At 61.3% G+C, this 22,027-nt stretch carries 18 protein-coding genes and 1 pseudogene; 2 read left to right on the plus strand and 17 right to left on the minus strand.

Annotated elements, in window-relative coordinates; all coding sequences use genetic code 11:
• Positions 1-179: 179 nt before the first annotated feature.
• Complete coding sequence (locus KGA88_RS21530) at positions 180-674, minus strand: hypothetical protein (RefSeq protein ID WP_223594183.1); 495 nt, start codon at positions 672-674, stop codon at positions 180-182.
• Positions 675-1,031: 357 nt separating this feature from the next.
• On the opposite strand from KGA88_RS21530, the pseudogene KGA88_RS21535 reads away from it, so the two are divergent.
• Positions 1,032-1,370, plus strand: a pseudogene (locus tag KGA88_RS21535) (EamA/RhaT family transporter); the annotation flags it as partial.
• Positions 1,371-1,397: 27 nt separating this feature from the next.
• On the opposite strand, the gene KGA88_RS21540 reads toward KGA88_RS21535, so the two are convergent.
• The 8 genes from KGA88_RS21540 to KGA88_RS21575 all read right to left on the minus strand — a co-directional run bounded on the left by KGA88_RS21540 (position 1,398) and on the right by KGA88_RS21575 (position 13,365).
• On the minus strand, positions 1,398-1,745 hold the full coding sequence (locus tag KGA88_RS21540; RefSeq protein ID WP_223594184.1) for a potassium channel family protein: 348 nt from the start codon (positions 1,743-1,745) through the stop codon (positions 1,398-1,400).
• A gap of 296 nt (positions 1,746-2,041) precedes the next feature.
• The gene (locus KGA88_RS21545) at positions 2,042-3,685 is read right to left on the minus strand and encodes a fatty acid--CoA ligase (protein WP_110662223.1); all 1,644 of its coding nucleotides are present in this window, start codon (positions 3,683-3,685) and stop codon (positions 2,042-2,044) included.
• A gap of 23 nt (positions 3,686-3,708) precedes the next feature.
• Positions 3,709-5,487: an acyl-CoA dehydrogenase C-terminal domain-containing protein gene (locus KGA88_RS21550; protein ID WP_223594185.1), complete on the minus strand. Its 1,779-nt coding sequence runs from the start codon at positions 5,485-5,487 to the stop codon at positions 3,709-3,711.
• A 6-nt stretch (positions 5,488-5,493) separates the two neighbouring features.
• Entirely contained in the window at positions 5,494-8,013 is a 2,520-nt protein-coding gene (locus tag KGA88_RS21555; RefSeq protein WP_223594186.1) for an efflux RND transporter permease subunit, read from the minus strand.
• A gap of 16 nt (positions 8,014-8,029) precedes the next feature.
• Positions 8,030-9,109: a WD40/YVTN/BNR-like repeat-containing protein gene (locus KGA88_RS21560; RefSeq protein ID WP_223594188.1), complete on the minus strand. Its 1,080-nt coding sequence runs from the start codon at positions 9,107-9,109 to the stop codon at positions 8,030-8,032.
• Positions 9,110-9,270: 161 nt separating this feature from the next.
• Positions 9,271-10,629 (minus strand): DUF1329 domain-containing protein, encoded by a 1,359-nt coding sequence (locus tag KGA88_RS21565; protein WP_223594189.1) that lies wholly within the window; start codon positions 10,627-10,629, stop codon positions 9,271-9,273.
• 41 nt (positions 10,630-10,670) lie between these two features.
• The gene (locus KGA88_RS21570) at positions 10,671-12,674 is read right to left on the minus strand and encodes a DUF1302 domain-containing protein (protein WP_110661913.1); all 2,004 of its coding nucleotides are present in this window, start codon (positions 12,672-12,674) and stop codon (positions 10,671-10,673) included.
• A gap of 124 nt (positions 12,675-12,798) precedes the next feature.
• Positions 12,799-13,365 carry an RBBP9/YdeN family alpha/beta hydrolase gene (locus tag KGA88_RS21575; protein ID WP_110661912.1) on the minus strand — a complete coding sequence of 189 codons (567 nt, stop codon included), beginning with the start codon at positions 13,363-13,365 and terminating at the stop codon, positions 12,799-12,801.
• 355 nt (positions 13,366-13,720) lie between these two features.
• On the opposite strand from KGA88_RS21575, the gene KGA88_RS21580 reads away from it, so the two are divergent.
• Positions 13,721-14,755, plus strand: coding sequence for an AraC family transcriptional regulator (locus KGA88_RS21580; protein WP_110661911.1), 1,035 nt, complete (start codon positions 13,721-13,723; stop codon positions 14,753-14,755).
• Between the two features lie 409 nt (positions 14,756-15,164).
• On the opposite strand, the gene KGA88_RS21585 is transcribed toward KGA88_RS21580, so the two are convergent.
• The 8 genes from KGA88_RS21585 to KGA88_RS21620 form a co-directional block, all read right to left on the minus strand.
• Positions 15,165-16,175: a YeiH family protein gene (locus KGA88_RS21585; protein WP_223594190.1), complete on the minus strand. Its 1,011-nt coding sequence runs from the start codon at positions 16,173-16,175 to the stop codon at positions 15,165-15,167.
• A complete protein-coding gene (locus KGA88_RS21590) occupies positions 16,172-16,498 on the minus strand; it encodes a Rieske (2Fe-2S) protein (RefSeq protein ID WP_160387147.1) in 327 nt (108 codons plus the stop codon). The genes KGA88_RS21585 and KGA88_RS21590 overlap by 4 nt, the downstream gene beginning before the upstream one ends.
• Positions 16,495-17,157 carry a DsbA family protein gene (locus KGA88_RS21595; RefSeq protein WP_223594191.1) on the minus strand — a complete coding sequence of 221 codons (663 nt, stop codon included), beginning with the start codon at positions 17,155-17,157 and terminating at the stop codon, positions 16,495-16,497. The genes KGA88_RS21590 and KGA88_RS21595 overlap by 4 nt, the downstream gene beginning before the upstream one ends.
• Positions 17,154-18,485, minus strand: a complete 1,332-nt coding sequence (locus KGA88_RS21600; protein WP_223594192.1) for an MFS transporter — start codon at positions 18,483-18,485, stop codon at positions 17,154-17,156. The genes KGA88_RS21595 and KGA88_RS21600 overlap by 4 nt, the downstream gene beginning before the upstream one ends.
• A 92-nt stretch (positions 18,486-18,577) precedes the next feature.
• Positions 18,578-19,630: a 3-keto-5-aminohexanoate cleavage protein gene (locus KGA88_RS21605; RefSeq protein WP_223594193.1), complete on the minus strand. Its 1,053-nt coding sequence runs from the start codon at positions 19,628-19,630 to the stop codon at positions 18,578-18,580.
• A gap of 88 nt (positions 19,631-19,718) precedes the next feature.
• On the minus strand, positions 19,719-20,567 hold the full coding sequence (locus KGA88_RS21610) for a TauD/TfdA dioxygenase family protein (RefSeq protein WP_223594194.1): 849 nt from the start codon (positions 20,565-20,567) through the stop codon (positions 19,719-19,721).
• 13 nt (positions 20,568-20,580) lie between these two features.
• On the minus strand, positions 20,581-21,561 hold the full coding sequence (locus KGA88_RS21615) for a quinone oxidoreductase family protein (protein ID WP_008050013.1): 981 nt from the start codon (positions 21,559-21,561) through the stop codon (positions 20,581-20,583).
• 107 nt (positions 21,562-21,668) lie between these two features.
• Positions 21,669-21,932: a hypothetical protein gene (locus KGA88_RS21620; RefSeq protein ID WP_110662451.1), complete on the minus strand. Its 264-nt coding sequence runs from the start codon at positions 21,930-21,932 to the stop codon at positions 21,669-21,671.
• Between the last annotated feature and the right edge of the window lie 95 nt (positions 21,933-22,027).

The raw sequence follows: 22,027 nt of genomic DNA on the forward strand, positions 1-22,027 counted from the left end.
GAGTGGGGCGGGTTGGGAGGCTTAGACCAGGGGAACTGTGGGAGATTCTAGGGTTGAGGAAAAGCCCTCAACCCGCTTTTGGTTAGTATTCGCTCAGCCCTTGCAGCAGGGCTAACTATTTCGAAGAGCTTGGTGGCCACGGGAGCGACCACCAAGCACTCGATATCGATCTTATTACTTTACTGCTTCACATTGTTCTCATCGAACACCCATCCAATCTTCCCCTTGTGATCTTGATCTAGTTTAAGACCCTTAGCCTCTCCTTGATTTGTTACTTTACGCAACCCGTCGAGGAATGGATTTCCATCTATACCGGCTTTTTTAGCGGACTTCAGATTATCGATAGCCGAGTCTATTTTTTTGGCCATTGAGTTTAACCTGTCTGCTTTAAAGCTTGCATGCTCATAAGAGCTCCGCCCTAATTGAGCTTTCCAGGCGTTGACCTCTACCAACTGATCAGACAAGGTCTGACGAATAGCTTTAGCATCACTCATGCTAGTTATTTTCTTATCAGCAGAAGGCTTCTGACTCTTGAGCTCCACAACCATTTCCGAGGCGCTTTGCAGTACAGTATTTATACTACGAGCCAACTTATTAATATCGCTTTTATGCACAGTTTTTTGGGCAGTATCAAAAGACATCTCCCTTAAGCCATGACTACTAGATACGTTCATCGCCACTTATCTCCAGAGTAATTTTAAATACGCAAGGCATTTACATACAGCAGCCGCAGAACAGGTTACTGCCCCATTACAGACAGCTGAATTTGAAGCCTATAACGCAATAAAATATTTACTCTTTCAAATTTCGCTCACTTTTATAAATTCATTTCGCTGCCCCTTGGCATCCCGGCTCAGCCTGCTGGCTGAAATAACTGTGGGAGCGGGCTTGCTCGCGAAGGCGTCAGTTCAGGCGACATTGATGTTGAATGTGCTGCCCTGTTCGGCGCCGGCAGCCGACTGGCCTGACAGCCCCTGAATGGCCGTGGTTCATCGGGGCCATTGTCGCCGGGGGCGTGTTGCTGGCATGGCCTGGCGTTGCGCGGTCTTGGTACGGCGCGGACCGGGGCGTACTTTTCTACGGCGCCGTTCCTGGGAGCCGCGATAGCCATCCTGTTTTTCGGTGAAACCGTGACCTGGGTGTTCTGGATCGCTGCCGGCTTGATGGGGCTTGGGGTGTGGATTCATCTCACACGAACATCGACACGAACCGCAAATCCACGACCACAAGCAGGTTCATGATGAGCATCACCAGCATGAACATGATTTTGAGTGGGATGGTGTGCAGCCCCATAGACATGTGCACCAACACTCACCGAAGTCCACAGTCACCCGCACTTTCCCGACATCCATCACCGCCACTCGCATTGAGCCCCGCCGGCCGCAGCCATCACGTCTTTACTCGACCTCCTTCTTCCTCGACGCCGTCACGGTCACTTCAATCGCCCGCACGCTAATCGCCGCGAATGTCGCCGTCATCAGTACGCCGTTGAAGCCCAGCAGGACCGCCAGCACTCGCGAGACGCCGAGTTTGGGTACGAGCTCCCCGTAGCCGATGGTCAGGCCGGTCACGAAGGCGAAGTAGACCCCGTCATCAGGGCTCCACCCTTCCAGTTGGGCGATGATGAGGCCGAACGCGACCATCACTAACAGCAGGATCGAGAAGATCGGCCACACCACTTTGAAGTAGAACCAGACGGCTTTGTAGAATTCGTGGCGGACGTTTGCTGCATGATTGAGGTTCATATCATGGGCTTCCTGGGGTTTGCCTGACCGGCATTTGAATGCGCAGCGGTTCAATACCCCGTTCAGCTTGGCACAAGTGCTGAAAACTGCGACCAATGGGGCGTTATCTTTAGCGGGGACTATGGCAAAGATGACGCCGATGGGGCTATCCAGAAACCGCCTGACGACGATGGATTCCTGTAGGAGCGAGCCTGCTCGCGATGGACTCGAGAGCGCCGTGGTTAACCAGATAACACGCGTTATCGTTAACGACCATCGCGAGCAGGCTCGCTCCTACAAGGTTTTTGGGTTGCCCCTCAGTTCGCTTCCGTTTCCCGGATCAGCTTCTTGTTGATCTTGCCGACGCTGGTCTTGGGAATTTCGGCAACGAACTTGAACTGCTTGGGGATCGCCCATTTGTTGATGCGCCCGCCGTCGACGAAGGCTTGCAGGTGCGTCTCGAGGATCTTGCGGTCGAGGAAATGCCCCGGCTCCCCCACCACCATCGCCATCGGCCGCTCGCCCCATTGCTCGTCAGCGATGCCGACGACGGCGACGGACATCACGCCCGGGTGTTCGCTGATCAGGCTTTCCAGTTCCAGGGAGCTGATCCACTCGCCGCCGGTCTTGATCACGTCCTTGATGCGGTCCTTGATTTCCACGCCGCCGAGTTTGTCGATCGAGGCCATGTCGCCGGTGTGCAGCCAGCCGTTGTGCCACAGCTCCGCGCCTTTGTCCGGGGCGTTGAGATAGCCCTGGGTCAGCCACGGCGCGCGCACCACGATCTCGCCCAGGGACTCGCCGTCATGAGCCACGTCGTTGCCGTCGGCGTCGATGATCTTCAGGTCGACCATCGGCACCGGCGTGCCGGTCTTGATGCGGATCGGCAGTTGCGCTTCGGCGGATAGCTTGAGGTCTTCGTCGCGCAGGTACGTCAGGCACAGCAACGGGCAGGTCTCGGACATGCCGTAGCCGGCGTGTACCACCATGCCTTTGGCATTGGCTTCGCTGGCGACGCCGAGGGTCAGCGCGCTGCCGCCGAGGAGCATTTTCCAGCCGTCGAAACGGGTCGCCTTGCCTTCTTCACAGTTGAGGATCATCTGCAAAATGGTCGGCACGCAGTGGGAGAAGGTCACCTTCTCTTCGCGGTACAGCCTGACCAGGCTATTGGGCTCGTAGCGGCCGGGGTAGACCTGCTTGAGCCCCATCAGGGTCGCGACATACGGCACGCCCCACGCATGCACGTGAAACATCGGCGTGATCGGCATGTACACGTCGTCGGAGCGCAGCAGCGGCTGGCCCTGATAGGCGCCCAGGGTGCCGACCGCATTGAGGGTGTGCAGCACCAGTTGCCGATGGCTGAAGTACACGCCTTTCGGGTCGCCGGTGGTGCCGGTGGTGTAGAACAGCGTGGCCACCGAGTTCTCGTCGAAATCGGGGAAGTCGTACTGGTCCGGAGCCAGGGACAACAGGTGCTCGTACTCGCCCAGCACCGGCAGCGAGGTCGTGGTCGCCTCGTCATCGGTGAGCTGCAGGTAGCCTTTTACGGTTTCCAGCCGTCCGTGGATCTGCTCGACCAGGGGCAGGAAATCGTCATGCACCAGCACCAGGTCATCCTCGGCGTGGTTCATGGTGAACAACACCTGCTCCGGCGACAGGCGAATGTTCACCGTGTGCAGCACCGCGCCGATCATCGGCACGGCAAAGAAGCATTCCAGGTAGCGGTGGCTGTCCCAGTCGAGCAGGGCCACGGTGTCACCTGCCTTGACCCCCGCTGCGGTCAGCGCGTTGGCCAGGCGGCGGATGCGCTTATTGAGCGTCTGGTAGCTGTAGCGCAGCTTGTCGGCGTAGACAATTTCCCGACCCGGCTCGTAGCGCACGCCGGACAGCAGCAGTTGCTTGATCAGCAAGGGATAGGCATAAGCGCCGTCGGCGGGCGGGATTATTTTTGTTTTCAGCATGGTTGGAGTTCCTTGTCCTTCGATCAGAACTGATCGGCTTGCAGCTCGTAGAGGCAGTCACTACCGGCTTTGACCGATGCGCTCAACGAGTGGATACGCGGCAGCAAGCGGGCAAAGTAGAAGCGCGCGGTCGCCAGTTTGCTGGTGTAGAAATCGTCCTCGGCATCGCCGCTCATGACGGCCTTGGCCATGCGCGCCCACATGTAGGCGTACGCGGTATAGCCAAACACGTGCAGGTACTCGACCGAGGCCGCGCCGATTTCGTTCGGGTTGTTTTGGGCCCGGTCCAGCAGCCATGCGGTCAGCTCGTCGAGGCTGTCCACGGCGGCATTCAGCGGCTTGCTGAACTCGTCGAGTTCGGCACTGGCGTTGGCGGTGAAGTTGCGGATTTCCGAGGCGAACAGGCGGTAGAGCGCCCCGCCGCTGCCGACGATCTTGCGCCCGGCCAGGTCCAGGGACTGAATGCCGTTGGTGCCTTCGTAGATCTGGGTGATGCGCACGTCGCGCACCAGTTGCTCCTGGCCCCATTCGCGGATGTAGCCGTGGCCGCCGAAGATCATCTGGCCGTGAAGGGTGGTTTCCAGGCCCATGTCAGTGAGAAAGGCCTTGGCCACCGGGGTCAGCAGGGACACCAATTCTTGTGCGCGGTTGCGGGTGACTTCGTCTTCGCTGTACTTGGCGGTGTCCAGTTGCAGCGCGACGTAGCTGGAGAACGCACGACCGCCTTCGTTCAAGGTCTTCATGGTCAACAGCATGCGGCGCACGTCCGGATGCACGATGATCGGGTCGGCGGAGTGGTCCTTGTTTTGCGCGCCGGTCGGTGCACGGCTTTGCAGACGGTCACGGGCGTATGCGACGGCGTTCTGGTACGAACGCTCGCCTTGCGCCAGGCCCTGGATGCCCACGCCCAGACGCTCGTAGTTCATCATGGTGAACATTGCCGCCAGGCCTTTGTTCGGCGCGTCGACGATCCAGCCGGTGGCGCCGTCGAAGTTCATCACACAGGTGGCTGACGCCTTGATGCCCATCTTGTGTTCGATGGAACCGCAGGACAGCGCGTTGTTGTCACCCAGCGAACCGTCGGCGTTGACCAGCACCTTGGGCACCAGGAACAGCGAAATGCCTTTCGGGCCAGCCGGTGCATCCGGCAGTCGCGCCAGTACCAGATGGATGATGTTCTCGGTCAGGTCGTGCTCGCCGCCGGTGATGAAGATCTTGCTGCCGGTGACCTTGTAGCTGCCGTCGGCCTGCGGCTCGGCGCGGGTGCGGATCAGGCCCAGGTCGGTGCCGGCATGGGCTTCGGTCAGGCACATCGAACCGGTCCAGATGCCGGCGTACATGTTCGGCAGAAAGCGTTGCTTGAGTTCTTCGCTGGCGTGGGCCTTGATCGACAGGCACGCGCCGGCGGTCAGCATCGGGTACAGGCCGAACGACAGGCTGGCCGAGTTGACCATCTCTTCGACCTGCGCCGAAATAGCCTTGGGCATGCCCATGCCACCGTACTGCGGATCACCGCCGACACCCACCCAACCGCCGCCGGCGAAGGCTTGATAGGCCTGGGCAAAACCGTCCGGGGCGCTGACCGAGCCATTGCTCCAGGTGCAGCCCTGCTCGTCGGTGGCGCGGTTCAAGGGTGCGATCACTTCGCCGCTGATCTTGCCGGCCTCTTCGAGGATGGCGGCGGCGGTTTCTTCATCGATCACGTCGGCCAGGCCGGGCAATTGCGCCCAGAGCCGGGACACCTGGAAAACCTCGTTGAGTACGAAGCGCATGTCGCGCAGGGGAGCTTTGTAATCAGACATCTTGGCTTACTCGGAAGTGGTCAGGGCATGTGGCACGCCCGGACGTTCAGTGGATTCAGTGTTTTCGTCTGCCGCAACAGAACCAGGCTTGGGTGCCCGTTCGCGTAGCAGGAAGTACGACAGGGCCGGGATCAGGATCAGCGCGCCGAGCATGTTCCACAGGAACATGAAGGTCAGCAGGATGCCCATGTCGGCCTGGAACTTGATCGGCGACCAGACCCAGCACACCACGCCCGCCGCGAGGGTGATGCCCACCAGCCCGACCACGCGGCCGGTGAACGACACCGCATTGCGGTAAGCCTCGGACAGCGGCAGGCCCTGGCGCTGGAAGTGCAGTTGCACGCTGAGCAGGTACAGGGCGTAGTCGACGCCGATGCCCACGCCGAGGGCGATCACCGGCAGGGTCGCGACTTTCACGCCGATGCCCATGACCACCATCAGGGCTTCGCAGAGGATCGAGGTCAGCACCAGCGGCAACAGCGCCACCAGCGTGGCGCGCCAACTGCGGAAGGTGATCAGGCAGAACAGCGTCACCGCCGCGTACACGTAAAGCAGCATGGTGCGGTTGGCTTCACGGACCACGATGTTGGTCGCGGCCTCGATCCCGGCGGTGCCGGCGGCGAGCAGGAACTGGCGATCAGGGGTGCTGTTTTCCTTGGCGAACTTGTCGGCAATCGCCACTACCGCGTCGAGGGTCTCGGCCTTGTGATCCTTGAGGAAGGTGATCACCGGCATCAGCGAGCAGTCGGTGTTGAACAGCTCCGGCGAGTTGACCGAGGCTTGTTGCGCGGCGTAGTTGAGCACGTCCTGGTTGCGCTGGATGCTGTTGAGCTTGGGGTTGCCCTCGTAGGTGCCGGCGGTGATCTGACGTACCGCGTTGACCAGCGACGCGGTGGCCTGCACGCCCGGATACTGTTGCAGCTCCCAGGCCAGGCGGTCGGCGAGGACCAGGGTCTTGTAGTTCAGGCAGCCTTCCGGCGCGGTCTTGATCATCACCGCGAACAGGTCGCTGGACAGCGCGTAATGCTGGGTGATGTAGGCGTTGTCGCGGTTGTAGCGCGAGTCGGCGCGCAACTCCGGCGCCCCGCTTTCCAGGTCGCCGATCTTCAGGTTCAGGCTGACCACGTAACCGCCAATGCCCATCAACACCGCGACCAGCACCGCACCGGTGGCCCACTTGGCGGTGGTGAAGCGATCGAGCGCGTCCCACAGCTTGCCGAAGCCTTTGTGCTTCTCGGCGCGGTTGTCGATTTTCAGCGCACGCTCGGCCGCTTTCGCGCCCACACCGACATAGGACAGCGCCACCGGCATCAGCAACAGCGAGGTGAAGATCAGCACGGCGACGCCGATGCTGGCGGTGATTGCCAGGTCCTGGATCACCGGGATGTCGATCAGCATCAGCACCGCAAAGCCCACGGCATCGGCGAGCAACGCGGTGACGCCGGCAATGAACAGACGGCGGAAGGTGTAGCGCGCGGCGATCAGCTTGTGGGTGCCACGGGCGATGTCCTGCATGATGCCGTTCATCTTCTGCGCCGCGTGGGACACGCCGATGGCAAAGATCAAAAACGGCACCAGTACCGAGTACGGATCGATGGCGTAGCCGAGCCAGGCGACGATGCCCAGTTGCCAGACCACCGCGATCAGCGAGCAGCCGACCACCAGCAAGGTGCTGCGCACGCAACGGGTGTAGGCGTAGATGATCACCAGCGAAGTGACCACGGCCAGGCCGAAGAACATCATCACCTGGATCAGGCCGTCGATCAGGTCGCCCATGAGTTTGGCGAAGCCGATCACCCGCACCTTGTAATGGCCGCTGCCTTCTACCCCGGATTTACGCGCAGCGCTGTCGCCGGCGTATTCGATCTTGTCGCGCAACTGCTCTTCGAGCATCTGCGAGAACGCGTGATAGTTGATGCGTTGACCACCAGCGGCGGCTTTGTCCAGCAGCGGCACGATCAGCATGGTCGACTTGAAGTCGCTGGCCACCAGGCTGCCGACAATGCCGGCGCGGGAAATATTCTGGCGCAGCTGTTCGATCTGCTCAGGCTGCCCCGAATAGGTGTCGGGCATCACCGGGCCACCCTGGAAACCGTCCTCGGTGACTTCGGTCCAGCGCACGGCCGGACTCCACAGCGACTTCATCCACGCGCGGTCGACGCCTTCGGTGAGGAACAGTTGGTCGTTGACCTGCTTGAGTACGTCGAGGTATTCGGGATCGAATATATCGCCCTGGGTGTTCTCGACCACCACCCGCACCGAGTTGCCCAGGCCGCGCAGGGAAGCGCGGTTTTCCAGGAAGTTCTGGATGTACGGCTGGCTCTGCGGAATCATTTTTTCGAAGCTTGGGCGCAACTCCAGGCGAGTCACGGCCATGAAGCCCAGCACCACGGTGGCCAGCGCCATCAGCAGCATGAACAGCGGGCGGTAGTTGAACACCAGCCGCTCGAGGAGGTTGCCGGAGCGGTGGTCGAAATCCCGCAGATCGCGGATCACCGGCATGGCGTCTTGTTTGATATTGCCCATGTCTGGGTTCTCGCTCTTAGGGTTCGAGGGCTAGCGTCTGGGCGCCACGGCTGCCCGCGACCACCAACGCGCCAGCGGCGGACTGGGTGGCAGCGGACACCGGAGTCCGTGCGGGCTTGCGCACCCACTGCATCTGCGCGCCAGTGCCCTGGCTGACCAGCATCTGCCCGCCCTGGGTGAACAGGCGATAATTGCCATGGGCATCGATCAGGCCGGCGGTGATGCTGACGTGCAGGCCGCTGTCCAGTGCGGTCCAGCTCTGGCCGCCGTCGGTGCTGCGCAGCACGTTGCCGCGCAGGCCGTAGATCAGCACTTCGCCAGGCTTGCCGAGCACGCCGAAAAAGCTGCCTTGATAGGGCGTCGGCACGGCATTGAAGCGTTGGGCGCTTTCGTCCCACTTGAGCAGCAGGCCCTGCTCACCGGCGATGTACAAAGCGTCGCCGGTGGAGGCGATGGCGTTGAGGTGAAAACCCTGCGGGTTGTCGGTGCGGTCCTGGAACGGGGTCCAGGTCTGGCCGCCGTCGTCGGTGCGCAAGATGAGGTTGAACACGCCGACCACATAGCCGGTTTTATCGTTGGCAAACCAGACGTCCAGCAGCGGTTTGTCCGCGCCCTGATCGACCAGTCGTTGGCCTTCCATAGCCAACTGGGGCCATTGCTCGTTGCCCGGTTCGGCGCTGGCCAGCGCCGTGTAATGCTTGACCAGCAAGGCGCCGATCTGACGACCGTCGAGTTGCTTTTGCCAAGTCGCGCCGGCGTCGCTGCTGTGCAGCACCACGCCGTCATTACCCACCGCCCAGCCTTGGGTGGTGGTCGGAAAATTCACCGCAGTGAGGTCGGCACTGGCCGGTACGACGGCCTGTTGCCAGTGGTTTCCCGAATCATCGGAAAACAGAATATGGCCACGCTGGCCGACGGCGATCACGCGCTCACCGGCGCGGGCCATGCCGGACAACGGGCTGTTGATCGCCAAGGCGCTGACCCTGGTGGGCAGGTCCAGCACATCGACGTATTCGGCCGCTTGGCTGACGCCCTGCGACAGGCAGAGCACAACGCCAAACGCCAGCTGCAGAATATTATTTTTATACGAACACATACTGCGTCCTCATCGGAAAACCGCGCCACACCTTGCGCTGTGCAACTCCATGTGGGAGCGAGCCTGCTCGCGATGGACTCAAAAACACCGCGGGGAACCAGACCCCCCGCGTCATCGTTCACGACCATCGCGAGCAGGCTCGCTCCCACAATGCGGTTGGCTTAGCGAATACCGGCGCCTGCCAGGGATTCCGAAGACCACTGGGCCTTGGAGAGCGGCTCGATGTACTTGATGCCGCCGTAAGGGCCGACCACGCCGTTGATGTTGTACGAACCACCGACCAGGTCGTAGATCATGAAGGGCGTCGAATCCGGAACCTGCTTGTCGTAGCTCTGGCTCAGGAAGGCGAAGGAACCGCGATAGAGCTGGCCACGGGCGTCATATTGATCCGAAGCCAAAGCGGTCCAGCTGTCTTCGTCGAGGTAGAAGCGGCGTTTGGCGTAGATGTGACGGGCACCGGCCTTGAGGTTGCCTTCAACGACCCACACGCGGTGTTTTTCCCAGCGCACGAAGTCAGGTGACAGGTGGTTGGCGGTGGTCAGCGACTTCGGATCCTGCACGTAGGTCAACTTGTAGGTGTTGTAGGGCACGATCATTTCCTGCTTGCCCACCAGCTTCCAGTCGTAGCGGTCCAGTGCACCGTTGAACACGAACACGTCATCGTAAGTGCCCGCGCCAGCGGTACCCGGGTTTGGCGTGTCGTAGGCCAGGCTCGGCGCCAGTTTCACCCGACGCTGCCCCGGCAAGTACTGCCAGGCGCGGCGCGGCTGCTGCAACGGGTTGGCGGCGTCCTTGAGCATGATCGCCTCACCGGCGCGGCGCGCAGGGCCGGTGTACGCCAGCTTCATCTGGTAGTACACGTCGGCGCTGCTGATCGGCTGCGACAGGTTTTCGTAGATCGGATAGGAGATGTTCGCTTGCCCGGTGGTCGCCAGGCTCGCCACGCCGGCCGAGTCGACGTTCCAGGAGTCGTACTTGGAGCTGATGCTGACGCCCTGGTAGCGCAACAGGAAGTTCCACATCGCTTCGTTGCCCGATTGCGGAATCGGGAACGGAATGCCCGGCAGCACGTTGTCGATGGCCAGGCCACCTTCCAGGGACTTGGCGCCGCTGGCGTTCTTCACGCCGTTATCCAGAATCGCCTGAGGCAGCGAAACGGTGCGGTGCGTCGGGAACACGTCGACACGGAACGTCGGGAAGCGCTTGGCCAGTTCTACCGTGGTTGCCGTGAGCAGGCCCTTGTACTGATCGACGTTCTTGCCGTCGATCACCAGCAGCGGTTTTTCACTGGCAAACGGATCCGGACGCATGCTGTCGCCGGCTTTGAAGCTGGCTGGCGGCGTGGTCAGGCCACCGGCATAGGCTGGGATGGAACCATCAGCGTTCCCGGCTTTTTCAGCCCCTACCTGCGTCAGGCTGGTGCCCAGTTTGGCAGCTTCCTGGGTTGAAACAGCGGCCTGTGCCTGAGCGGCAAGGACCATGGCCAGTGAAGCGGCCAACACGGTTTGTACAAATTTCATCTTGTTATTCTCCTGCTTGCATTGAGCAAATCAGTGGTGAATCAGAATGTTGTTTTCATCGTCAAGTACACGGCGCCACGGTCCTCGGTCGTGGCACCACCTCCGGAGAAGGACGAGTAGCCGCCGGCGTAACAGGCGTAGTTTTCGTTGCCGCTGAAGGCGTTCGGGGTAGAGCCGTCACCGCCTTTCGGGCCGGTACTCACACCGCTGGTGTTGCACTTGTCGGTCTGGCCGAAGGAGTCCACGTACTTCAGGTCGACAAAGTATTTGTTGTACACAACGGCACCGACGCCCACGGCATAGTTGCCGGTGTCCTTGGCACCACCACCGGAGACCGGCGACACACCGTCGAGACCGACGTTGACCGACATCGGCGCGTTGAGGTCGACACCGGGGAACACCTGGTACCAGGTCGGTGTGAAGTTGACTGCCAGGCCCCAGTTGTCCCGGGTCGGCGCGTCGATGCCGCGATAGCTGTCCTTGCCCTTGTAGAGTGCTTCGTTCTTGCTATCGAGCTTGAGCAGGTTGCTGTAGTACAGCTCGGCAAGCACAGTCGCCTGATCGAACACCGGCGTTTTCGGCAGGGTCATCAGACCGTTGAGCGTCCAGTGCAGGGTGTCACCAGTGGCGCTCATGCTGTCGCCACGGCTCGGGGTGTCGTAGATCACACCCGTCGCGTCGGTACGCGCAGGCAGCAGGCCGAGGCCCTTGCCCAGGCCCAGCGGGCTGTTGGTGCTGACGATCGCCGGGATACTGGCCAGCGGCATGTTGTGACGGATGTTCAGGTCCGAACCGACGCTGATCCCGCCCACGTCCTTGGACAAGCTCAGGCCAAAGATCTTGATGTTGTCGGCATAGGCCAGTTGATAGGTGGCGGAATCCAGCGAGTTAAGGGTGTTGACCACCGCAGGCACTTGCCCTGCCGGACGGGTGCCGTTGGGGTTGGCCGAGGTAATGCCCCGGGCATCCAGCCAGGCTTGCGGGAGGATTTCCGAGGTTTCGCGGTAGTAGACGCCGAGGGTGCCATCCAGCCAGGCCGGCGACCACTTGGCCATGACGCCCCAGTCGCCGCTGCTGCCCGGAGTCAGGTCATGGCCACGACGCACGTTGGTCAACGCGTTGCACGGCGCCAGGCCACAACCCAGCGGGCTGCCAGGCACCACGGCGTTGGTGTTGCCGAGCAGGAAGGATTGCGCACCAAAGCCGACCAGGTCGGAACCACCGTAGTAGGTCCCGGCTTCCGGCAGACGCGCGGCATCCCAATCGAGGAAGTACTGGGCACCCACGGTCAATTCCGGATTGACGGTGAACGACATCGACAACTGGTTGCGCGGCACGAACAGTTCCTTGGCTTCGGTGCCAGGCGATGCGGCAAGCTTGGCCAGGTCGAGGCCGGACTGGCCGTAGCTGACCGAGTGCACCGGGTTGAGAATGGTCTCGCCCCAGAACACGTTGTGCTGACCGGCCTTGACGCTGAGCATCGACTCCTCGCCCACTTCGGTGCTGTAGAACACGAAGGCATCGAGGATTTCGCCCGAAGGACCGCTGTAGTAACGCTGGGCATAGTTGCTCAGGTGCGAGCTGCCATTGCCGACGTTGTCATGGGTGACCCCAGCCAGGCGCGGGTCGTTGGCGATCAGGCCCGACGTCGAGCCATTGCCGTTGACGAACGGGTTGGAGTTGGAACCGGTGTTGTCATAGGCCTTGTCGTACCAGGTGGCGGCGCTGACACGAAAGCCCATGGCGTTCTTGTAGACCACGTCCATTTCGGTCAACAGGTCGATACGGTTGGTGATGTTGGTGCCGGCCTTGCGGAAGTTGTAATCGCCGTCGTTATTGTTCGGCGTCCCCAACATGCGCTTGTCGGCACTTTCGGTGCGCACGCCGTAGTTGTACTTGACGGTGTTATCCAGGCGCGCGGTCCAGTCCGGGTTACCCAGGTCGATCTCGACCCCATGGGCCAGCGGCGCGATCACGGCCAGAATGGCCGAGGCCAGCAAGGTGTAGCGTACGGTGGTGAAGCCGTGACTCTTATTGTTGTGCATTGCGTTGTCTCCGCCTTTTTGTATTTGTTTTAAGCGCAGCCGCCCTCACGCAAACCTCTTTGGGTTTACGTTTTAAGGAATGAGGGCAAATGCCGGTGGCGTACTGCCGGTCCAGCTCCTTGTACTAGCGGTCCAGCTCCAGGATGAGTGCTTCGGCTTGCTGCCAGTGGCCAAATCCTGCGGCCGGATTTAGGTGGCCGACATCGCCCAGATTGAGCAATTCGGCGCCCCAGCCTTCTGCCATGCGGGTGACCGCAGGCAGCGTGGCAAGGTGATCGTTGGTGCTGCCGGCCACGATGCTGCGAAATGGCAGCGGGCCTTGTGGCAGAGGATTCCAGCCCTGGTTACGCAGGGTTTCGGAAGATGGATAGTTTGCCGGCCAGACCGCATCGAGGTCCGGTGGCGCAGCCAATAAAGCGCCCTTGATCGGGCGGCTGTAGTGCGCTGCCCAGTGCGCGACCATCAGCACACCGGCGCTGTGGGCCACCAGAATCACCGGGCCTTCGATCTGTTCGAGTTCGTGTTGAATTGCCCGCACACGGGCCATGCAATCGAGCTTGTCGGTCTCCAGTGGCGGGACGCTACGCACTTTGCCCAGCCGGGCTTGCAGCAAGGTTTGCCAATGTTCGGCCACGTGCTCGCGCAGACCCGGGACGATCAGAACGGTGGCGGCAGTTTGCAGTTTGTCCACGGTCAACACCTTCGCTTTCTCGATAACTCGACTGGCTGTTTTCGCCAGGGGCTTTTTGTAGGGTCGACATTAAAGTTCGCCCACCCGAAGCGCTTTACATTGGACGTCAGGCACTTTTCTTTTGATGACAAATTGTCGGACATCCGGACAGCTAGACCACTGGTCGAAAAACCCCGCAGGTTGGCGCAGGGTCACTGTAATCAACGGATGAACGCGGATGGCACCATGCAGCGCAGAGGATGGGTGAGCGCACAGCATGAAAACCATCAACGACATGACAACTGTTCAACTGTTGATACGCTGGATATAGTCGCCACGCTCACGCCAATCACCATCGGCCCAGGGAAGACTTTGCATGACCAAGCTTGTTCGCGCCGCCGTCTTGACCAACTACCTTGAGGTCACCCAGTACCTGGGTTTCAACCCGCGCGACGTGCTGGCCGCTGTCGGCCTGAGCAAGGCCCAACTGCAAGCCCCTGAACACCGTATCCAGATCGATGCCGCCGTCCGCTTGCTGGAAGACTCGGCCGTCGCCAGCGGCTGCCAGACTTTCGGCCTGAGCATGGCCGAGTCGCGCCAGCTCTCGGACTTCGGCGTGGTCAGCCTGCTGCTCAGCCACCAGCGCACCCTGCGCGATGCCTTGCAGGTGGTGGTGCATTACCGGCACCTGATGAATGACTCGCTGGCGATATTCATTGAAGAGGCCGGCAAGATGGTGATCATCCGCGAAGAGGTGGTCACCGAAACCCCGATGCCCAGCCGCCAGGCCACGGAGCTGGCCATCGGCGTGATGTTCCGCCTCTGCGCGGCCCTGCTCGGCTCACACTGGCACCCCTACAGCGTCAACTTCATGCACCAGGCACCGGACAACCTGCACCTGCACCGGCGTCTGTTCGGCTGCAAACTGGAGTTCGGCAGCGAGTTCAACGGCATCGTCTGCTCCGACGCCAGCCTCGACATGACCAACCCCAATGCCGACCCGGCCATGGCGCGCTATGCCCAAAGCTACCTCGACTCACTGCAAAGCCACGAAGGCACCTCGATGCTGTTCGAAGTGCGCAAGGCCATCTACCTGCTCCTGCCCATGGGCCGCGCCACCATCGAACAGGTCGCCCAGAGCCAGGGCATGAACGTGCGCACCCTGCAACGCCGCCTCAAGGACGACGGCTGTGCGTTCAACGACGTGATCAACGATGTGCGTCGCGACCTGGTGCTGCGTTATCTGGACAATCCGAACTACTCGTTGAGTCGGATTGCCGACATGCTGGGTTATTCGATGGCGAGTTCGTTTACGCGGTGGTTTATCAGTCAGTTTGGAATGCCGCCGGCTTCATGGCGTGCGCAAAAACAATCCACGGCAAAACCTGTCGCAGGCCCGAAGGACCTCTGAATCGACCGCACAAAAGTGGGAGCGAGCTTGCTCGCGATGGCGGAGTGTCAGCCGCCATGTGTGTTGAATGTGAAACCGCTATCGCGAGCAAGCTCGCTCCCACAGGTCAGGCATCAACCTCCGATCAGAGGCCCCAGCACAGCAACATCAGCCCCAGCACGACGAGGAACACCGTCTCCCCGACCTTCAGCAGGCGATAGTCCGCCGGCGAGTTGGCGTGGGCAAAAACAATCCTCAGCAAAACCTGTCGCAGGCCCGAAAGACCTCTGAATCGACCGCACAAAAAAAACGGCGACTGCTGGTACAGTCGCCGCGAAAGACCGGTGTTTGTGACACCGGTCTGGAGCCCCACGGCATGAGGAGTCAACGCCGCGTGGTCCTGCCATAACACGTATGGGTGGTGACGCGTTCAGAGCCCCCAGCGCAGCAACAGCAGCACCAGCACGACGAGGAACACCGTCTCCCCGACCATCAGCAGAATCGGCTTGATACCGACCGCTGCCAGTTCCCTGAGCCGGGTCTTCATGCCCAGGGCACTGATGGAAATCACCAGACACCAGCGCGACAGTTCGTTGACCGAGCCTTGCACCGCCGGCGCGATCCAGCCGGTGCTGTTGATGCAGGCCAGGATCAGAAAGCCGACGGCGAACCACGGCAACAGTGGCGGACGCTTGCCGGTCGGGTCGGCGCCTTGCATGCGGGTGATCATCGCGGCAGTGACGATCACCGGCAGGAGCATGGCAACTCGCATCAGCTTAACCACGGTGGCGGTGTCACCGGTCTCGGTCGACATGCCGTAGCCGGCGCCGACCACTTGGGCGACGTCGTGGATGGTGGCCCCGAGGAACACCCCGGCCACTTGCGGTGAAAGCGATAACCAGTTGGCAATCATTGGATAGACGATCATCGCCAGGGTCGACAACGCCGACACGCCGATCACCGTGAACAAGGTCGCGCGCTCTTTCTGCGGATGGTTCGGCAACGCCGCCGCCAGTGCCAAGGCTGCCGAGGCGCCGCAGATCGCCGTGGCGCCACCGGTGAGCATGCCGAACAGCCGCGAGAAACCCAGAAACTTCGCGGCGATCACAGACACGCTGATGGTCACCACCACCAGGATCACCACCAGCGCTATCGGCTTCCAGCCCAGCGCCGCCATTTGTTCCAGGGTGATGCGCATGCCCAGCAGCGCCACGCCGATGCGCAGCACGGTACGGGCGGTGAACTCGACACCGGCCTTGCACGGGCCGTCATCGGCGAGAAAATTCAGGGCCATGCCCAGCAGCAAGGCGAACAGCATGACCGGCGCACCGTAGTGCTCGGACAGGAACGAGGCGGCGGCGGCCACGATCAGACTGACGATAAACCCCGGTGCCAGTTCGCGCGTGCGACTGTGGATACGGGTGAGAGCAATGGCGCTCATGGCGCGGACTCCTCGGTTGCGATGACGATAAACGCCTGGCCGTCGATGATCTCGACCGGGTAGTTGGTGACTTTGACCTGCCTTGAATTGAGCAGGTAGCCGCTGTGCAAATCGAAGCGCAAACCATGGGCGAGGCATTGAATCACCCGGCCTTCAAGACGCCCTCCGCATAGCGAAGAGCCCTGATGCGGACAGCTGTCGTCGATGGCGAACAACTGCCCGTCGACGTTGAACAGCGCCAGGCTTTTGTCTTCGAATTCGAACAGCGCCCGGCCACCGGCCGGCGGGTATTTGCCGGCCGGTACGGGAATGCGCCGGGTCATGCTGGCTGCCGCTCGCGCTCACTTTCCTTGAGGGCTTCGTTCATGGCCCCGAGCAGCGCCTGGGCCGGTTGCGCACCGATCACGGTCAAACGGCCGTCGAACTGAAAGCTCGGCACGCCGCTGGTCGCGCCGGGGGGGCCTGCAAATGGCGTGGCGTCGCCCTTCAGGCAATCGACCAGTTCGTCCGTGGCGATGCCGCAGGAGCGGGCAATGGCGAGCAGGGTCTCACGGCAACCGAGGTTTTCGCGTCTCAGGAAATAAGCGGCGAACAGTCGCTCGAGCAGCATTTCACGCTGACTGGCATTGCCCAGTGTGCTGGCACGCGCGAACAAACGATGGGCGTCCGCGGTGTTGGGCATCGTCTCGATGCGACTGAGGTCAATGGCCAGGCCCACCGCACTGGCAGCCTGCTGCACCTGTTTCTGGCGCATGGTCATGGCATCGGCATTGCCCAGGCGCTTGCGGTAGAAATCGGCGAAGGGCTCACCCTCTACCGGTATCTGCGGCAGCAACTGCACGCCATGCCACACCGTGGTGATCTGCACGTCCGGATGGCGGCTGCGAAACTGCACTTGCGCATGCTCCAGTTGGCGTTTGCCGATCAGGCACCACGGGCAGATAAAATCGAAAAACACATCAATACGTAAACGACGACTCACAACTTCACCTCTATCCCGGCTTCAACGATAGGGTCAGGCACGCTCTGACCCTGAAGGCGGGCAATATCTTTGTGGTAATGACACTTGGCATAAAAGAACACCGCTGCCGCCGCGAGGCTGACCAGTGGCACCAGTTGAAACGCGGCATGCAGACCGATCAGGTCGGACACCCGACCGGTGAGGAACGGCCCCGGTGCCAGCCCGAGCATGTTGTTGGCCAGGGTCAGCGTGGCGAACGCGGTACCGTGCACCGAGTAATGGGTCAGGTTGGCAACCATCGCACCGGCGGGGCCCGTGGTACCCGTGGCAATCAACATGCCCAGGCAGATCAGCAGCAGTTGCACCGGTCCGGCCTGCAAGGCAAACGCTGCCGACAGCAGCAAGCAACTGCCCAGGCAAAAACCGATGGCCAGGCTGACCTTGCGCTCCGGCGAGTTGCGACACAGGCGATCACTCAACATGCCGCACAGGATCATCCCCGCGCCGCTGCACAGCACAATGATCGCCGCCATGCCGCCGGCCTTGTCGGTGGGCATGTCGTAGTAGCGGTTGAGGTAGCTGGGAATCCACACCATCACCGTACCGCCGACGAACAACTGCAAACCGCTGGCGACGTAGGTCGCTACCACCGAACGGCTGGACCACAGGGTGCGCAGCGGACGCTTGACCGCGGCAGCCGTCTTGTTCGCAATCTGCGCGGCACGTTGTGGCGCAATGCGCGCTTCCTTGACGATCAGCGGATAGAGCACCGCCAGAAACAGGCCAAACAGCGACATGCCGGCGAACGACCAGCGCCAGCCCAGCTTGGCGGCAATCGCACCGCCCAAAGCCATGCCCAACACCGAACCGAACATCCCGCCGGCCATGAAGGCGCTGGCCAGGGTGGCGCGCATGTTTTTGGGGAACACCGAAATCACCACCGCGATACCGACGCTGCCGTAGGCCGCTTCGCCGACGCCGACCATGAACCGCGCGATGAACATCTGCTGGTAGTCCTGCGCCAGCGCGCAACCGAGGGTCGCCACGCTCCAGAGGAACGCCATCAGCGCCAGGCTCTTGACCCGGCCGAAGCGGTCGGCCATCAACGACAGGGGAAACGTCAGCAGGCCGACCATCAGGGCGACGATGCCGCTGAGCAGACCGAGCTGTCCGTCGCTCAACGCCCACTCAGTCTTGAGCAGCGGGAATACCGCGTTCAGCACCTGACGCGACATGTAATCGGAAATCAACAGGCCGAACGTCAAGGCAAAGACGATCCAGGCATATTGGCGCGCAACGCCGACGCAGCTTGCGTCGTCATCGTCAGCGGCGATTGGGTGAAAGGCCATGCAGCCTCCTCAAGAGCTTTGTTTTATTTTTGTTATCAAGCGTGTAACGGTCAGGCAGACGAGAGGTCACGGCCTCTCGTCCCGACCCTCGGTCAACCGCGTTGCGGAGTACCTTTCTGCCCAGCCTTGCGGTTGGGGGCCATGCCGTTGGCCAACAGGGTTTCTTCGATGGTTTCGTACTGCACGCCGATGCGGTAGATCTCGCGGGCCTCTTTGCCGGTGGCGATTTCACGGCCCAGTTCATGGGCAATGCGCACGGTTTGCTGGATCTGGGCAACGGAACCGAAACGGTCGCCCTTGTGGTCAATGATAGTGTCTTCGTTGCCTACACGCGGGTGCATGCCCATGGCCATCGACATGGTGTTGAACGGCATGACGTTTTTCAGCAGCGACTCGGAGGTCAAGGTGCAACCGTCCGGCGCGCGGTGAATGAAGTTGAAGAAGTTGAACGGGTTCGGGCCGTCGAAACCGCCGCCGATGCCGATCCAGGTCAGGTTCAGCGGGCCTTTGTAAACGCCACGACGCACCAGGCGCTCGAGGGTTTCCAGGGCGTGCATGCCGGTCAGCTGGAAGTGCGGCTGGATGCCGTTGTCCATCAGGCGCTTGAGGTGCTCGGCAACCCAGGCTGGGCCGGCCGGAACGGTCATTTCGCTGTAGGCAGCGTGGATCATCGGGTTGTCCAGGGAGGTGCCTTTCAGGTACTCCGGGTACAACAGCTCCATGATGTTCATCTGGGTGGTGTTGATCGCCACCGTGACCTGATCCGGTTTCGGCGTCAGCTCGGCCAGCATGTGACGGGTGTCGTCGGACAGCCACTTGGCCGCTTCGCCGTCACTTTCCGGGGCGAAGGAAATCGAGCCGCCGACCTGGATGATCATGTCCGGCACGGCTTCACGCACACCGGCGATCAGCTCGTTGAATTTCGACAGGCGCTTGGAGCCCTTGCCGTCCAGTTCGCGCACATGCAGGTGCAGCACGGTGGCGCCGGCTTCATAGCAATCGACCGCCTTCTGGACTTGCTCGTCCATGGTCAGCGGGATGTCTTCCGGGAAATCTTCCGGCATCCACTCCGGGCCGTACGGGGCCACGGTAATGACTACCTTATCCATGTTTTCCGGGTGCAGGGAATCGTCGAAGAATTGCATGATCTACTCCAGTTCTTATGATTGTCCCGCCCACCCGGGGTCGTGCCGGGCAGGCGTGTTTACGAGTGCGAATGCAGGTGGCGTTCGATCAGAACGTCTTGTCGCCGATGATCCCGGCGCGATCCATCTTGCGATGGCACGGCGGGTAATCCATGACGGCGTAGTGCTGGGTACTGCGGTTGTCCCAGATGGCGATGCTGTTCGGCTTCCAGCGCCAGCGCACCTGATACTCGGGGATGTACGCCTGGCTGATCAGGTAGCGCAGCAACTCGCCGGCGCCGGGATTGGCGTCCTGGCCAAAGCGCACCCGCTCAGGCGTGTGGTAGTTGCTGAGGTGAGTGGCGAAGGCGTTGACGAACAGCACCTTCTCGCCGGTTTCCGGGTGAGTGCGCACCACCGGGTGCTCGGCATCCGGGAATCTCTCCCTGAGTGCCAGGCGTTTTTCGATCGGCATGGCGGCGCCGAAGCTGGCTTCGATGCTGTGGCGGGCACGCAGGTCGGCGATCTTCACCTTCACGTCTTCGGGCAAACGCGCGTAGGCCTCGACCATGTTGGCCCACATGGTGTCACCGCCCACCGGCGGACACTCCAGGCAACGCAATACGCAGCCCATCGGCGGAGCATCACGCCAGGTGGCGTCGCTGTGCCAGGAGTTTTCGTAGCGGTCTGCCGGCTGGTCCGGACGCTTGTAGATTTGCACCAGACCCGGATGCTCCGGATCGCTGCCGGCCACCGGATGATCCTCCAGCTCGCCGAAACGCCGGGCGAAGGCCACGTGCTCGGCGCGGGTGATGTCCTGATCACGCAGGAACACCACGCGGTGCTTGAGCAACTGGGCGCGGATCTCGGCAAACAGGCCGTCGTCATGCACGGCGTCGGCCAGGTTGACGCCGATCAGTTCGGCGCCAATGCTGCAGGTCAATTGTTCGACTTTCATGGCTGGTAGCTCCTTAAACGACGAAAATCGACGAGCCCGTGGTCTTGCGAGATTCAAGGTCGCGATGGGCCTGCACGGCATCCTGCAAGGCGTAGTGCTGGTTGATCTCGATCTTGATCCGGCCGCTGCCGACGTGGTCGAACAGTTCGCCGGCCAGGGCGGCTTTTTCCGCAGGGTCGCTGATGTAGTTGGCCAGGGCCGGACGGGTCAGGTACAGCGAACCTTTCATCGCCAGCATCACCGGGTCGAACGCCGGGATCGGTCCGGATGCGGTACCCACGCAGACCATCAGGCCACGGGGCTTCAACGAATCCAGCGAGCCCATGAAGGTGTTCTTGCCAACGCTGTCGAACACCACGTTGACGCCCACGCCGTCGGTCAATTCGCGAACGCGAGCGGCGACGTCTTCATGGCTGTAGTTGATCGTATGGTCGCAACCGTGAGCCCGGGCGATTTCCGCCTTTTGCTCGGTCGAAACCGTGCCGATCACGTTCAGGCCGAGCAACTTGGCCCACTGCGAAACGATCAGGCCGACACCGCCAGCGGCGGCGTGCAACAGGATGCTGTCGCCCGGTTTGAAGTCGTAGATGCGACGCATCAGGTACGAAGACGTCAAACCGCGCATGGTCATCGCGGCAGCGGTCTCGAAGCTGATGGTTTCCGGCAGCTTGATCAGCGGTGCGGCCGGGATCAGGCGCTCGGTGCTGTAGGCGCCGAGGGTGTTGAGGAAACCGGTGTAGGTGACGCGATCACCGACTTCGACGTTGGTGACCCCTTCCCCCACGGCCTGGACTACGCCAGAGGCTTCGACGCCCATGCCGTTGGGCATCGGAATCGGGTAGGTACCGTTACGGAAGTAGGTGTCGGCATAGTTCAGGCCGACTGCCACATGACGAAGCCGAACCTGGCCTGGCCCGGGTTCGCCGACTTCGACGTCCTCATAACGTAGAACTTCGGGACCACCGGTTTCGTAAAAGCGTACGGCTTTGGCCATTTTTCTTATTCTCCAATCTGCAATATGGGCGTGTTGCATCGAATTGCGCTGATTGGACTGTAGGACGAGGCCTGTTGAGACGCTTCTCATCAGACGACAATGGCTTTTCATTTCGTGACAGGTGGGGTGGCGCCCTCCTTTGTGTCAGGGGCCTGCTCTCCGGCTTTCTCGCCAGCGGCAGGTGTAGAGGGGTTGGTGAACCCTGCCTTGGCGTTTTCAGCCTTGGTCTTGTGAATATCGCAGCCCTGCAACTCACTCATCTGGGTGCAGCCGGATTTCTCCAGTTGCTTGCGGTATTTGTCATTGATGGCGTGGGCCGGGGATTGGGCTAACAGCAAAATAGCCAGGGCTGGCAGGAGGATTTTGTTCATTTCATGCTGCTCGAGGTCGGGAAGGATACCAGTGGATTGTAATGGACCGATTCATCATAAAGAATTGGGTGGCTGTGAAAAACACCACCCAATGG

Source organism: Pseudomonas sp. A-R-19 (genome assembly GCF_019956575.1).
In the GTDB taxonomy this organism is placed as follows: Bacteria; Pseudomonadota; Gammaproteobacteria; order Pseudomonadales; family Pseudomonadaceae; genus Aquipseudomonas.